Origin of the sequence: Pseudomonas sp. A-R-19 (genome assembly GCF_019956575.1) — a bacterium.
In the GTDB taxonomy this organism is placed as follows: Bacteria; Pseudomonadota; Gammaproteobacteria; order Pseudomonadales; family Pseudomonadaceae; genus Aquipseudomonas.
Window position 1 is genome coordinate 72,386 of record NZ_JAHBDR010000071.1, and the last position, 15,045, is coordinate 87,430.

Here is a 15,045-nt window from a genome sequence, read left to right on the forward strand (position 1 = left end):
CTGAGGTGCGTATAATTCTGCCAGACATCGGAGCCCGAAGACGCATGCCGCACACTAAAGATGAATTACCCGACGCGCTGTACAGCGCCGCGCAGGTGCGAGCACTCGACGCGAGCCTGATCGCCGCCGGCACACCGGGCTTCGAATTGATGCAGCGCGCAGCGCGGGCGACGTGGCGGGCGCTGGTGCGGCAATGGCCGGCAGCGAACGAACTGAGTGTACTCGCCGGTCATGGCAACAATGCCGGAGACGGATACCTGGTGGCCGTGTTGGCCCGGCGCGCCGGTTGGTCGGTGCGGGTGCTGGCGGTGGGGGATCGGCAGCGCCTGCAAGGGGATGCGGCATTGGCCCATGCCGAGGCGATGTCCGAAAACGTCTCCATCGAGTCCTGGGGTATCCAGTCCGAATTGCGCGGCATTGTGTTGGACACCTTGCTGGGTACCGGCCTGACCGGTGATGTGCGCGAGCCGTACGCCAGTGTAATCGCCGCGATCAATGCCAGCGGGCTGCCGGTTGCGGCGGTGGATATCCCCTCCGGGCTATGCGCCGATACCGGTCGCCTCTTCGGCTGCGCGGTGCGAGCGGATCTGACGGTCACCTTCATTGGCTTGAAACTGGGCTTGTTCACCGGTGATGCGGCGGATGTCGTGGGTGAGCTGGTTTTCAATGACCTGCACGCCGATCCGCAGCTGCTCGAGGGTGCGCCGACCAGTGCCCGTCGTCTCACAACTGGCAATCTGCCGCGCCTGGCCGCCCGGGCCCCGGCTTCCCATAAAGGCCGATTCGGCCACGTGCTGCTGATCGGCGGTGATCGCGGGTTCGGGGGTGCAATCCTGCTCAGTGCGCAAAGCGCCCTGCGCAGTGGCGCGGGCATGGTCTCGGTGGCGACCCGTAGCGAGCATGTCCCCGCCGCGCTGGCGCGGATTCCCGAGGCGATGGTGCTGGGCACGTCGTCAGCCAATCAGTTGATGGGTTTGCTTCAAAAAGTTTCTGTGCTGGTTGTCGGTCCGGGGCTGGGGCAGGCTGGCTGGGGGGCTAGCCTGTTGTCGGCTGCCGCCAACGCACCGCTACCGCAAGTCTGGGATGCCGATGCACTGAATATGTTGGCCGGGGAGCGTGTGAGTTTGCCCAAGGATTGCGTGATCACGCCGCATCCGGGGGAGGCCGCGCGTTTGCTCGGAATGAGTCCGGCCCAGGTTCAGGCTGATCGACCCGCTGCGGCCCACGCATTGAGCAAAAAATATACAGCGGTCGTGGTGCTCAAGGGCGCCGGGAGTCTGGTCGCCCATCCCGATGGGCGTCTGGCGCTGTGTCATCAGGGGCATCCGGCCATGGCCACTGCCGGTCTGGGCGATGTACTGGCCGGTTTGATCGGCGCATTGCTGGCCCAGGGCATGGAGGCATTCGATGCGGCCTGCCTGGCGGTCTGGTTGCATGCCAATGCCGGTGAGCAACAAGGAAAATCGGGCCGTGGGCTGGCGGCCAGTGATCTGATACCAGCCATTCGTCAGTTGTTGGAGGAGCAAGCACCGTGTCTGAAGTAACCCTGTACCTGGCCAATGAGCAGGCCATGAGCGACTTTGGCGCACGCATTGCCGGAGTCACCCAGGGCCATGGCCTGATCTTCCTCGAGGGCAACCTGGGGATGGGCAAAACCACGTTGTCCCGAGGCATCATCCGCGGCCTGGGGCATGTCGGGGCCGTAAAAAGCCCGACTTTCACCCTGGTTGAACCCTACGAGATTGGCGACGTTCGGGCCTTCCATTTCGATTTGTACCGTCTGGTCGATCCGGAAGAACTGGAGTTCCTCGGTATCCGCGACTACTTCGAAGACGATGCCCTGTGTCTGATCGAATGGCCCGATAAAGGTGCAGGCTTTTTGCCAAAGCCGGACCTGACCATTACCATTAGCCCGCAAGACAGCGGGCGTTCGCTGAAAATTTTGTCCCAGGGCTCGCGTGGCGAGGCCTGGTGTGCCGCTTTGGCATTGGAATCCAAATAAATGATGGGGTTAGGTATGCGCTTTCGCGCGTTGGTGGCTGCCGTAGGGGTGTTGTTTTTGGCGGTGACCGTCGACGCTGTGGCCGACTCGAAGGTCAACAGTGTTCGTCTGTGGCGGGCACCGGACAACACACGACTGGTGTTTGACCTGACCGGCCCGGTGCAGCACAGCGTCTTTACCCTGACGGCGCCGGATCGCCTGGTCATCGACATCAATGGCGCGACCCTCGGTGCGCCGCTCAACGTCAACACCTCGAACACCCCGATTACCGCCATGCGCTCGGCTCAACGCACGCCGACCGACCTGCGGGTGGTCATCGACCTGAAAAAGGCCGTGACGCCGAAAAGCTTTTCCCTGGCGCCGAACGCCCAGTACGGCAACCGCCTGGTGGTCGATCTGTTCGATAACGCCGCGGATGCCGCGCCTCCGCCAGCGCCGACACCGTCGGTCGCCACGGTGCCCGCTGTGCCGGTCACACCGACAGAGCCTGCGATCAAGTTGCCCCCAGCACCGGCAGGCAAGCGCGATATCGTGGTGGTGATCGATGCCGGCCACGGTGGCGAAGACCCGGGAGCATCGGGTTCTCGCGGTCAGCGTGAGAAAGACGTGGTGTTGCAGATCGCCCGCGAAACGCAGCGTCAGATCAGCGGCATGAAAGGCTTCCGCGCCGAACTGACCCGTACCGGCGACTACTTCATTCCGTTGCGCGGCCGTACTGAAATCGCCCGCAAGAAAGGCGCCGACCTGTTCGTCTCGATCCACGCCGACGCCGCGCCTTCCGCCGCCGCTTTCGGTGCTTCGGTATTTGCCCTGTCTGATCGCGGCGCGACTTCCGAGACCGCCCGCTGGCTGGCCGACAGCGAAAACCGTTCCGACCTGATCGGTGGTGCCGGCAACGTCAGCCTCGATGACAAGGACCGCATGCTCGCCGGCGTGTTGCTTGACCTGTCGATGACGGCATCCCTGACCTCCAGCCTGAACGTTGGCCAGAAAGTGCTGAGCAACATTGGCCGGGTGACGCCTCTGCACAAGCAGCGGGTCGAACAGGCCGGGTTCATGGTGCTGAAGTCGCCGGATATTCCGTCGATCCTGGTGGAAACCGGGTTTATCTCCAACGCCAACGAAGCCTCGAAGCTTGCCGCGTCGGGCCACCAGCAGGCGCTGGCGCGTTCGATCAGCAGCGGCGTGCGTCAGTTCTTCCAGCAGAACCCGCCGCCGGGCACTTACATTGCCTGGCTGCGCGACTCCGGCAAGATTGTGCAGGGTCCACGTGACCACCGCGTCAGCCCGGGCGAGACCCTGGCGATGATCGCCGTGCGCTATCAGGTGTCGCCCGCGACCCTGCGCAGCGCCAACAACCTGTCGAGCGATGAGCTCAAGATCGGTCAGCACCTGACTATTCCGGGCACTGAATTGGCGGCCAAAGAATGAATCAGGTCGTGAACAACGGCGCGCGAATCGAGCTGCTCAGCCCGCGACTGGCGAACCAGATTGCCGCGGGCGAAGTGGTCGAGCGCCCGGCTTCGGTGATCAAGGAGCTGCTGGAAAACAGCCTCGACTCCGGCGCCAGGCGCATCGACGTCGATGTGGAGCAGGGCGGCGTCAAGCTGCTGCGGGTGCGCGACGATGGCAGCGGCATTTCCGCCGATGACCTGCCGCTGGCGCTGGCCCGTCACGCCACCAGCAAGATCCGCAACCTCGAAGACCTCGAACAGGTCATGAGCCTGGGCTTTCGCGGTGAAGCCCTGGCATCGATCAGTTCCGTGGCGCGCCTGACCCTCACTTCCCGCACCCGCGACGCGGATCAGGCCTGGCAGGTCGAGACCGAAGGCCGTGACATGGCGCCCCGCGTGCAGCCGGCGGCCCACCCGGTAGGCACTTCGGTTGAAGTGCGTGACCTGTTCTTCAACACGCCGGCGCGACGCAAGTTTCTCAAGACCGAAAAAACCGAATTCGATCACCTGCAAGAAGTGATCAGGCGCCTGGCCCTGGCGCGCTTCGATGTGGCGTTCCACTTGCGCCATAACGGCAAGACCATCCTCAGCTTGCACGAGGCCCATGATGATGCGGCCCGTGCCCGGCGCGTGGCGGCGATCTGCGGGCCGGGTTTCCTGGAGCAGGCACTGCCGATCGAAATCGAGCGCAACGGCTTGCATCTATGGGGCTGGGTCGGCCTGCCGACCTTCAACCGCAGCCAGGCAGATTTGCAGTATTTCTTCGTCAATGGCCGTGCGGTGCGCGACAAGCTGGTAGCCCACGCGGTACGCCAGGCTTATCGCGACGTGCTGTTCAACGGACGGCATCCGACCTTCGTGCTGTTTTTCGAAGTCGATCCGACCGGCGTTGACGTCAACGTGCACCCGACCAAGCACGAAGTGCGCTTCCGTGAAGGGCGCATGGTTCACGATTTCCTCTACGGCACCTTGCACCGCGCCTTGGGCGATGTGCGGCCGGACGATCACCTGGCGGCGCCGGTTGCCACGGCCATTGTCCGGCCAACCGGCCTCGAAGCCGGTGAATTCGGGCCGCAGGGCGAAATGCGCCTGGCCGCCAATGCGCTGCTGGAACAGCCTCAGGCCCAGCCGTCGTTCAATGCGCCGGCGGGTTCGGGTGCTGGCGCGGGTTATCAGTATCAATACACGCCGCGTCCGCAGTCCGGCGTTCCTGTCGCCGAAGCGCAGGCCGCCTATCGCGAGTTTTTTGCGCCGCTACCCGAGGCCAATGCCGTCGCGCTACCCGCCGGGCAGGACGACATCCCGCCGCTGGGTTATGCGCTGGCACAACTCAAGGGCATCTACATTCTTTCGGAAAACGCTCAGGGCCTGGTGCTGGTGGACATGCATGCCGCCCACGAACGGATCATGTACGAACGCCTGAAGGTCGCCATGGCCAGCGAAGGCTTGAGCGGCCAGCCGCTGTTGGTGCCGGAATCCCTGGCCGTCAGCCAGCGCGAAGCCGATTGCGCCGAGGAACATGTCGCCTGGTTCCAGCGCCTGGGCTTTGAGTTGCAGCGCCTGGGCCCGGAAACCCTGGCGATCCGGCAGATCCCGGCACTGCTCAAGCAGGCCGAAGCCAACCGGCTGGTCGCCGATGTCCTGGCCGACCTGATGGAGTTCGGCACCAGCGACCGCATTCAGGCGCACCTGAACGAATTGCTCGGGACCATGGCCTGCCACGGCGCGGTTCGTGCGAATCGGCGCTTGGCCCTGCCGGAAATGAACGGTCTGCTGCGTGACATGGAAAACACCGAGCGCAGCGGTCAATGCAACCATGGCCGACCGACCTGGACCCAACTGGGCCTGGACGATCTGGACAAACTGTTTTTGCGCGGTCGTTGATGAGCCAGTTCCCACCTGCGATTTTCCTGATGGGTCCGACTGCCGCCGGCAAGACCGACCTGGCCATCGAACTCAGCAAAGTCCTGCCGTGCGAGTTGATCAGCGTCGATTCGGCGCTGGTCTACCGTGGCATGGACATCGGTACCGCCAAGCCTTCCAAAGAGCTGCTGGCGCAATATCCGCATCGCCTGATCGATATTCTCGACCCGGCCGAGAGCTATTCGGCTGCGGATTTTCGCCGCGATGCCCTGGAAGCCATGGCCGATATCACTGCGCGCGGAAAAATTCCGCTGCTGGTGGGCGGTACCATGCTCTATTACAAGGCTTTGGTTGAAGGCCTGGCAGAAATGCCGGCGGCCGACCCCGAGGTCCGCGCGCAAATCGAAGAAGAGGCTGCACGCCTTGGCTGGCAAGCCTTGCACGAGCAATTGGCGGTGATTGATCCGGAGTCTGCGGCGCGAATACATCCGAACGATCCGCAGCGTCTGAGTCGAGCGCTGGAAGTTTATCGTGTCAGCGGTCAAAGCATGACTGCCCTGCGTTTGAAACAATCTGTGCAAAGTACTGAAGCAGCCGCTTCGGGACGGCAACAATTGCCCTATACTGTTGCAAACTTGGCTATTGCCCCGGCAAATCGCCAGGTACTGCACGAGCGAATTAAACAAAGATTCACTTTAATGTTGGAACAGGGATTCATTGACGAGGTCGTAGCCCTGCGTAAGAGAAGTGACCTGCATGCCGGGTTGCCGTCTATACGTGCAGTAGGCTACCGCCAAGTCTGGGACTACCTGGATGGCAAGCTGACGTCAGCCGAGATGCAGGAGCGTGGAATCATTGCCACGCGCCAATTGGCGAAACGCCAGTTCACCTGGCTGCGCAGTTGGACTGATCTACATTGGCTGGACAGTCTGGATTGCGACAATCTGCCGCGCGCCTTGAAATACCTTGGGACCATCTCCATATTGAGCTGAGTCCTTGCAATTGCCGTCTATCCTTGGGGGTGTGGCGGCTAAAGCCATCTGATTACCTATTTTTTTATATTGAATCCTTAAAGGAGTGCGGCACATGTCAAAAGGGCATTCGCTACAAGACCCTTACTTGAATACTTTACGTAAAGAGAAAGTTGGGGTGTCCATCTACCTGGTCAACGGTATCAAACTGCAAGGCACGATCGAGTCTTTCGACCAGTTCGTCATCCTGCTGAAAAACACCGTAAGCCAGATGGTCTACAAACACGCTATCTCTACAGTGGTGCCGGTTCGTCCAATTCGTCTGCCTAGCGCAACCGAATCCGAAGCAGGTGACGCTGAGCCAGGTAACGCCTGATAGGAGTCTCCTTTGTTCTTTGAGCGCCACGGTGGTGGTGAGCGAGTCATCCTCGTTCACTTGGATGGACAGGACCCTGAGGCGCGCGAAGATCCGCAGGAGTTTCAGGAATTGGCTAATTCGGCGGGTGCCGAGACCGTCGCGTTTTTTAACGTGCCGCGTCATCGGCCAACCGCCAAGACCCTGATTGGCAGTGGCAAGGTCGAGGAACTGCGCGACCTGGTCAAGGCCGAACAGGCCGATCTGGTGATTTTCAATCACATCCTCACGCCCAGTCAGGAACGTAACCTCGAACGTGTTTTCGAGTGTCGCGTGATCGACCGTACCGGTCTGATTCTCGATATTTTCGCCCAGCGCGCCCGTACCCATGAAGGCAAGCTCCAGGTCGAACTGGCCCAGCTTGACCACATGAGCACCCGGCTGGTTCGTGGCTGGACTCACCTTGAGCGCCAGGGTGGTGGTATCGGTATGCGTGGTCCGGGTGAAACCCAGCTGGAAACCGACCGCCGTTTGCTGCGGGTTCGCCTGCGGCAGATCAAGGGGCGGCTGGAGAAGGTGCGCAGCCAGCGCGAACAGTCGCGCCGTGGCCGATCGCGTGCGGATATTCCTACCGTGTCCCTGGTGGGGTACACCAACGCCGGTAAATCCACGCTCTTCAATAACGTGACGAAATCCGACGTCTACGCAGCTGACCAATTGTTTGCCACGCTGGACCCGACCCTGCGTCGTCTGGAAATAGACGATCTGGGGCCGATTGTCCTGGCGGACACAGTGGGTTTCATTCGCCACTTGCCGCACAAGCTGGTCGAAGCATTTCGGTCTACCCTCGAAGAGTCGAGCAACTCCGATCTGTTGTTGCACGTGATCGACGCGGCCGAACCCGATCGCCTGTTGCAGATCGAGCAGGTAATGGTCGTGCTTGGCGAGATTGGTGCTCAGGACTTGCCGATCCTCGAGGTCTATAACAAACTCGATTTGCTTGAAGGCGTTGAGCCACAAATCCAGCGCGACGAGAACGGCAAGCCCCAACGGGTCTGGCTGTCGGCGCGAGATGGCAGTGGTCTGGAATTGCTTGAACAAGCCATTGCCGAGTTGCTGGGCAGTGATTTGTTTGTCGGTACCTTGCGCTTGCCGCAACGATTCGCTCGACTGCGTGCGCAGTTCTTCGAACTCGGTGCGGTGCAGAAAGAAGAACACGACGAAGAAGGCATCAGTTTGCTGGCCGTTCGTTTGCCCCGGGTCGAGTTGAATCGACTGGTAAGCCGCGAGGGATTGCAGCCGATGGAATTCATCGAGCAACACACTTTGCAATAAAAGCCTGGGAAAGCGGTTGTGCCGTGGTGACAGGCATTCTGTAGCATTGGTCGGCGCGCCGTGGGTGCGTCTTTGCTTTATCAGATGGAGAGCGCTATGGCTTGGAATGAGCCGGGTGGCAACTCGAATAATCAGGATCCTTGGGGTGGCAAGCGTCGTAACAACGGCGACCGCAAGGGGCCACCGGATCTCGACGAGGCCTTCCGAAAGCTGCAGGAAAGCCTGAACGGTTTGTTCGGTGGTGGTAAGAAGCGTGGTGGCGACGACGGCGGTGGTCCGGGCAAGAGTGGCGGCTTTGGCGGCCTGCTCGGCATCGGCCTGGTCGTTCTCGCCGCCGTTTGGCTGTACAGCGCGGTTTATGTCGTCGACGAGCAGGAGCAAGCCGTGGTGCTGCGCTTCGGCAAGTACTACGAAACCGTGGGTCCAGGCCTGAATATCTACTTCCCGCCGATCGACAAGAAGTACATGGAAAACGTCACGCGCGAGCGTGCCTACACCAAGCAGGGCCAGATGCTGACTGAAGACGAGAACATCGTCGAAGTGCCGCTGACCGTGCAGTACAAGATCAGCAACCTGCAGGATTTCGTGCTGAGCGTCGATCAGCCGGAAATCAGCCTGCAGCACGCGACCGACAGCGCCTTGCGCCATGTGGTGGGTTCCACCGCGATGGACCAGGTACTGACCGAAGGTCGTGAATTGATGGCCAGTGAGATCAAGGAGCGTCTGCAACGCTTCATGGATACCTATCGCACCGGCATCACTGTCACCCAGGTCAACGTACAGAGCGCAGCGGCACCGCGCGAAGTCCAGGAAGCCTTCGATGACGTGATCCGTGCCCGGGAAGACGAGCAGCGTTCGCGTAACCAGGCTGAAACCTATGCCAACGGTGTCGTGCCGGAAGCCCGTGGTCAGGCCCAGCGCATCCTCGAGGATGCCAATGGTTACCGTGACGAGACCGTCTCGCGCGCCAAGGGTGAAGCCGATCGCTTCACCAAGCTGGTCGCCGAGTACCGCAAGGCGCCTGAAGTCACCCGCCAGCGTCTGTACCTGGACACCATGCAGGAAGTCTTCAGCAATACCAGCAAGGTACTCGTGACCGGCAACAAGAACGGCCAGAGCAACCTGCTGTACCTGCCGCTGGACAAGATGGTCGAAAGTGGTCGCAGCACCAGCACTCCGGTGACCGGCGCAGCAGCCAGCAGCAATGAAGCGAATGCGCGTGCGGCAGCAGATCTGCAGCAACAGCAAGCACGTACCAGGGAGAGTCGCTGATGAGCAATAAATCGCTGATCGCCCTTATTGTCGGCGTCGTCGTGGCGATCGCTGCCTGGAACTGCTTCTACATCGTGGCTCAGACCGAGCGTGCGGTGTTGCTGCAGTTCGGTCGCGTGGTCCAGACCGATGTTCAGCCAGGCCTGCATGTGAAAGTGCCTTACGTTAACCAGGTGCGTAAATTCGACGCACGCCTGATGACGCTGGATGCACCGACACAACGCTTCCTGACGCTGGAAAAGAAAGCCGTGATGGTCGATGCCTACGCCAAGTGGCGCGTGAAGGACGCAGAGCGTTACTACACCGCGACTTCCGGCCTCAAGCAGATTGCCGACGAGCGTTTGTCCCGTCGCCTGGAGTCGGGCCTGCGTGACCAGTTTGGTAAGCGCACCCTGCACGAAGTGGTTTCCGGTGAGCGCGATGCGCTGATGGCGGATATCACGGCTTCGCTGAACAAGATGGCCGAGAAAGAGTTGGGTATCGAAGTTGTCGATGTCCGGGTCAAGACCATCGACCTGCCGAAAGAAGTCAACCGCAGTGTGTTCGAGCGTATGAGCACCGAGCGTGAGCGTGAAGCTCGCGAGCACCGCGCCAAGGGTAACGAGCTGGCCGAAGGCATCCGTGCCGACGCCGATCGTCAACGCCGCGTGCTGCTGGCTGAAGCCTATCGTGAATCCGAAGAGGTTCGCGGTGATGGCGATGCCCAGGCCGCTGCGATCTACTCCAAGGCCTACGGTCAGGATCAGGAGTTCTACGCGTTCTACCGTAGCCTGCGTGCCTACCGTGAAAGCTTCGCGAACAAATCCGACGTATTGGTCCTCGACCCAAGCAGCGACTTCTTCCACTACCTGGAAAAAGCCAAGCCTTGATACGGCGTTGACCTGAATCACTCCGCCGGGCGGCTAAAAGCTCTGGCGGGGTGATCCTTTGGGAAAACGTGTGTATGATGCGGCAGCCGGGAAATTCCCGGCTTTTTTGCGTCTGCACGTTTGATTGCTGTTTTTGAGCAGATGCCGGGCCGATTGGCTCGACAGTTTTTCGAGGAAAGTGGTTGGCGAAGCCGGTAAAAGGCTTTTCGCTTCGTCGCTCATGCGCGTGGTTTGTGCATAAGCCGATCATTTTCTGCTTCACTCAAGGCTCGCCGACAGGCTGGCTGCCCGGAGATAGGGGAAGGCGTAATGGCAACGGTAGACCGCTGGCTTCTGCCAGATGGCATCGAAGAAGTACTGCCACCGGAAGCTGCGCGTATTGAAGTCGCGCGTCGTCAGGTGTTGGATCTGTTCCAGAGCTGGGGTTACGAGTTTGTCGTGACTCCCCATATCGAGTACCTGGAATCCCTGCTGACTGGCGCAGGCCAGGATCTGGATCTGCGCACCTTCAAGGTCATCGACCCGCAATCGGGCCGGCAGATGGGTTTCCGTGCCGACATCACGCCGCAAGTGGCGCGCATCGATGCGCATACTCTGCGTCGGGAAGGTCCGAGCCGCCTGTGCTATGCCGGTAGCGTGCTGCATGCCCAGCCTCGCGCCTTGTCGTCCTCGCGCAGCCCGATTCAATTGGGTGCGGAGTTGTACGGCGACGGCAGTCCGAGCAGCGACGTCGAAGTCATCAGCCTGATGCTGGCCATGCTGCAACTGGCCGATGTGCCGGATGTGCACATGGACCTCGGCCATGTCGGCATCTACCGTGGCCTGGCCCGTGCGGCTGGTTTGTCCGGTGAAGTCGAGCAGCAGTTGTTCGATGCCTTGCAACGCAAGGCCATCGATGAGGTCATTACCTTGACCGAAGGCTTGCCTGCCGATCTGTCGGGCATGTTGCGTGCATTGGTCGACCTGTGTGGTGGTCGTGAGGTGTTGAGCGCTGCCCGCGAGCGTCTGGCCAAGGCGCCGGCCCCTGTACTGGCAGCGCTGGATGACTTGCTGGCGATTGCCGAGCGGCTGTCCGTGCGTTTCCCTGAACTGCCGCTGTACTTCGACCTGGGCGAGCTGCGTGGCTACCACTACCACACCGGTGTGGTGTTCGCCGTGTTCGTGCCGGGTGTTGGCCAGTCCATTGCCCAGGGCGGTCGTTACGACGACATCGGCGCCGACTTCGGTCGTGCCCGTCCGGCAACCGGCTTCTCTACCGATTTGAAAACCCTGGTGACCCTGGGGCGTGCTGAGATCGAGCTACCGTCTGGCGGTATCTGGATGCCTGACAGTACGGATGCGGCACTCTGGCAGCAGGTTTGCCAGTTGCGCAGTGAGGGTCAGCGTGTCGTTCAGGCTTTGCCTGGACAACCTTTGGCCGCCGCCCGTGAAGCGGACTGCGACCGGCAATTGATTCAGCAGAACGGGCTTTGGCAAGTATCGCCACTGGCTTCTTGAGTTTTCCTGCCGGCTGCCGCCGGCACCAAGTTTGCGCGAATGAGGACAAGTGTTATGGGTAAGAATGTCGTAGTCCTGGGCACCCAATGGGGTGATGAGGGCAAAGGCAAGATCGTTGATCTGCTGACCGAACATGCTGCCGCCGTAGTGCGCTACCAGGGTGGCCACAACGCTGGCCACACGCTGGTGATCGACGGCGAAAAAACCGTCTTGCACCTGATCCCGTCGGGCGTGCTGCGCGAAGGCGTGCAGTGCCTGATCGGCAACGGTGTGGTGGTTGCACCTGACGCCCTGCTGCGCGAGATCACCAAGTTGGAAGAAAAAGGTGTGCCGGTGCGCGAGCGCCTGCGCATCAGCCCGTCCTGCCCGCTGATCCTGTCCTTCCACGTTGCGCTGGACCAGGCCCGTGAAAAGGCCCGTGGCGAGCTGAAGATCGGTACCACCGGTCGCGGCATCGGCCCGGCCTACGAAGACAAGGTCGCACGTCGTGGCCTGCGTGTGGGCGACCTGCTCAACATGCCGCGCTTTGAAGACAAACTGCGTGAACTGGTGGATTACCACAACTTCATGCTGGTGGGTTACTACAAAGAGCCAGCCATCGAATTCGACAAGACCCTGGCCGAATGCAAGGAATACGCTGAGCTGCTCAAGCCGCTGATGCTGGACGTGACTGCCGAGCTGCACGACCTGCGTCGCGCTGGCAAAGACATCATGTTCGAAGGCGCCCAAGGCTCCCTGCTGGACATCGACCACGGTACCTACCCGTACGTGACCAGCTCCAACACCACCGCTGGCGGCGTTGCTACCGGTTCGGGTGTTGGCCCGATGTTCCTGGACTACATCCTGGGCATCACCAAGGCTTACACCACGCGTGTAGGTTCGGGTCCATTCCCGACGGAGCTGTTCGACGAAGTCGGTGCGCACCTGGCTAAACAAGGTCACGAATTCGGCGCGACTACTGGCCGTGCTCGTCGTTGTGGCTGGTTCGACGCTGTTATCCTGCGTCGCGCTATCGATGTGAACAGCATCTCGGGCATCTGCCTGACCAAGCTGGACGTACTCGACGGTCTGGAAACCATCAACATCTGCGTCGGCTACAAGGATGCGCAAGGTAATGCGGTTGCCCCGACTGATGCAGACAGCTACGTAGGCCTGCAGCCAGTGTACGAAGAAGTGCCGGGCTGGACCGAGTCGACCGTGGGTGCCAAAACCCTGGAAGAGCTGCCGGCTAACGCCCGTGCTTACATCAAGCGCGTTGAAGAGCTGATCGGCGCGCCGATCGACATTATTTCGACGGGCCCGGATCGCAACGAAACCATCGTTCTGCGTCATCCGTTTGCTTGATAAGTCGTTGATGTAAAACACAAAGGCTCCTTAATCGGGGCCTTTGTCGTATTTGTCTGTAGGACGGCATGACCTTTGCTGTAAATCTTCTCAAAAGAATGCCATCAAATTAATGGCGTCCAAGCAGAGGGATTCACAGTGTCGGCCGTTCTCTCACTGTTACAAAGCCGTTTGTTGCGGCCCGTGTTCGTTACCCTTGGTATCGCCCTTTTGGTGCAGGTGCTGGTAGCTGTCGCTCTGACCCGGAGCACGGTGACCGCGCTGGAAGCCGATCTGGGTAAGCGCCTGGGCGCGGACAGCCAAAAGCTCTCTGCCGAGCTTGAGCAGGCAGGGCGCGAAGTCACGTCCAGTCTGGACAGCCTCTCTACCAGTACCCGTCAGCGCCTTACGGCCGGTTTGTCCTCGCGACTTGAGGAAGAGCAGGCGCAATTGCGTTCGACCCTGGAAAAGGACCTGAAGGACTCCGCCAACGATATGGCGCAGCTTCTGGCTTCGGTCGCGCCCCGCGCCATGTGGGACAACGATGTTCCAACACTGTCCGAATTCGCCCGTCGGGCCCAGCGCAATCCCAATGTGCTGTTCGTGGTGTATGACGACGCCACCGGTCAACACCTGACGCGCTACCTCAATCGGGAAAATCCGATCAACAAGGCGCTGCTGGAAAAAGGCCAGGGTGAGCGGGCGCTCGACAAAGTGCTGGATGCGGCGAAGAACGATCCGTCGGTGTTCTACATCGAGGCTTCGATCAACCCCAATGGCGTGGAAATCGGCAAGGTGCTGATGGGGGTCTCGACTGCTTCGGTGGAGACTGACTTGGCGGCCCTCGACAAGCGCTTCTCGGCCCTGATCGCCAGCAGCGATCAACTGGTCGGCGACAGCCTCAAGGGCGCAGCGGCCGACAGCGCGACGGCCATGCGTGCGCGCCTGCAGTCAGCGCAGTCCACGGCGGCTGAAATGAAAGCCAACACCACCAGCACCGTGCAGGAAGCGGCCGCGACTTTGCGCTGGCGCATCGGTGTGTGCCTGGCGGTGGTGGGTTTTGGTGTCCTGCTGCTGTTGGCGGTGGTGCTCGGTCGCCGAGTGGTCAATCGCCTGAAAATGCTGATCGTTGCCATGGATGACCTGGCGGCGGGCGAGGGCGATCTGACCAAGCGTGTGCAGATCAACAGCAAGGATGAAATCGGCGACATGGCCTCGGCGGTCAATCGCTTTGTGGATAAGTTGCAGCCGATCGTGCGCGAGGCGGGCGATGTGGCTCAGCGTACCGGTGTCGAGATTGGCGCCATGACCTTGCGCAACGCCGGTGCAGATGCGGCGGCGGGCATGCAGCGTGACGAGGTGGCGGAGAGTTTGCGCGCGCTGTCGCAAATGGCCGATGAGGCGCAGTCGGAAAGCCATGCCATGCAGGCGGCGCTGAAGCAGGTCGTGGACATTCGCCAGGCCACCGATGAAAACACCCGGACCTCGGCGAAAGTCGGCAGTCTGATCGAGGAGCTGGCGGGTCAGGTCAATACCGGTGCGCAAGTGATCGAGCGCCTGGCGCAGCAAAGTGAACAGATCGAGGTGGTATTGACGGTGATTCATGGCATCGCCGAGCAGACCAACTTGCTGGCGCTGAACGCCGCTATTGAAGCGGCGCGTGCCGGCGAGACCGGGCGCGGGTTTGCCGTGGTGGCCGACGAGGTTCGGGCGCTGGCGAGCAAGACGCAGAGTTCCACCGGCGATATTCAGGCGCACATCGTTGCGCTGCAGCAAGGCGCGCGTGAGGCGGTGGCGGCAATTGGCCAGGCCGGGCGCCAGGCCAATGAGGGGTTGCTGGTGCTGCGCGACAGTGCGCGGTTGCAGCAGTCGGTGCAGGCATCGGTCGAACAGGTTCATGCGGCAATTGGTCTGGCTACCCAGGCTGCGGCACATCAGGCGCAGGGCGCGCAGGCAGTGCGGGGGCGGGTCCAGACCATTCACGCCCAGGCCGAGAAAGCGGCGCAAGCTGTCGTGGCGACCACGGCGAGCGGCAAGGTGCTCGATGGTCTGGCTGCACAGTTGAAGGCGAGCCTGGGGCAGTTCAGGGCCTGATCGGTTGTCT

General features: G+C 61.2%; 12 protein-coding genes. All 12 read left to right on the forward strand.

The features are described from left to right. Positions 1-44: 44 nt before the first annotated feature. Positions 45-1,544 (forward strand): NAD(P)H-hydrate dehydratase, encoded by a 1,500-nt coding sequence (locus tag KGA88_RS20340; RefSeq protein WP_223593904.1) that lies wholly within the window; start codon positions 45-47, stop codon positions 1,542-1,544. Further along, entirely contained in the window at positions 1,532-2,002 is a 471-nt protein-coding gene (tsaE, locus tag KGA88_RS20345) for a tRNA (adenosine(37)-N6)-threonylcarbamoyltransferase complex ATPase subunit type 1 TsaE (RefSeq protein ID WP_223593913.1), read from the forward strand. The genes KGA88_RS20340 and tsaE overlap by 13 nt, the downstream gene beginning before the upstream one ends. Beyond that, a complete protein-coding gene (locus KGA88_RS20350) occupies positions 2,003-3,433 on the forward strand; it encodes an N-acetylmuramoyl-L-alanine amidase (RefSeq protein ID WP_411740861.1) in 1,431 nt (476 codons plus the stop codon). It abuts the gene before it with no gap. Further along, the gene (gene mutL / locus KGA88_RS20355; protein ID WP_263296197.1) at positions 3,430-5,340 is read left to right on the forward strand and encodes a DNA mismatch repair endonuclease MutL; all 1,911 of its coding nucleotides are present in this window, start codon (positions 3,430-3,432) and stop codon (positions 5,338-5,340) included. Before KGA88_RS20350 ends, mutL begins: the two co-directional genes overlap by 4 nt. Continuing rightward, positions 5,340-6,311, forward strand: a complete 972-nt coding sequence (miaA, locus tag KGA88_RS20360) for a tRNA (adenosine(37)-N6)-dimethylallyltransferase MiaA (RefSeq protein ID WP_223593915.1) — start codon at positions 5,340-5,342, stop codon at positions 6,309-6,311. Before mutL ends, miaA begins: the two co-directional genes overlap by 1 nt. A gap of 94 nt (positions 6,312-6,405) precedes the next feature. Further along, on the forward strand, positions 6,406-6,666 hold the full coding sequence (hfq, locus tag KGA88_RS20365) for an RNA chaperone Hfq (protein WP_007902656.1): 261 nt from the start codon (positions 6,406-6,408) through the stop codon (positions 6,664-6,666). Between the two features lie 12 nt (positions 6,667-6,678). Then, positions 6,679-7,980 (forward strand): ribosome rescue GTPase HflX, encoded by a 1,302-nt coding sequence (gene hflX, locus KGA88_RS20370; RefSeq protein WP_110658002.1) that lies wholly within the window; start codon positions 6,679-6,681, stop codon positions 7,978-7,980. Between the two features lie 96 nt (positions 7,981-8,076). Beyond that, positions 8,077-9,252 carry an FtsH protease activity modulator HflK gene (hflK, locus tag KGA88_RS20375; RefSeq protein ID WP_110658000.1) on the forward strand — a complete coding sequence of 392 codons (1,176 nt, stop codon included), beginning with the start codon at positions 8,077-8,079 and terminating at the stop codon, positions 9,250-9,252. Further along, a complete protein-coding gene (gene hflC, locus KGA88_RS20380; RefSeq protein WP_056725458.1) occupies positions 9,252-10,121 on the forward strand; it encodes a protease modulator HflC in 870 nt (289 codons plus the stop codon). Before hflK ends, hflC begins: the two co-directional genes overlap by 1 nt. 309 nt (positions 10,122-10,430) lie before the next feature. After that, a complete protein-coding gene (locus KGA88_RS20385; RefSeq protein ID WP_008048076.1) occupies positions 10,431-11,618 on the forward strand; it encodes an ATP phosphoribosyltransferase regulatory subunit in 1,188 nt (395 codons plus the stop codon). Positions 11,619-11,672: 54 nt separating this feature from the next. Then, positions 11,673-12,962, forward strand: a complete 1,290-nt coding sequence (locus KGA88_RS20390) for an adenylosuccinate synthase (protein ID WP_110657998.1) — start codon at positions 11,673-11,675, stop codon at positions 12,960-12,962. Between the two features lie 138 nt (positions 12,963-13,100). Then, the gene (locus KGA88_RS20395; RefSeq protein WP_223593917.1) at positions 13,101-15,035 is read left to right on the forward strand and encodes a methyl-accepting chemotaxis protein; all 1,935 of its coding nucleotides are present in this window, start codon (positions 13,101-13,103) and stop codon (positions 15,033-15,035) included. Positions 15,036-15,045: the final 10 nt, after the last annotated feature.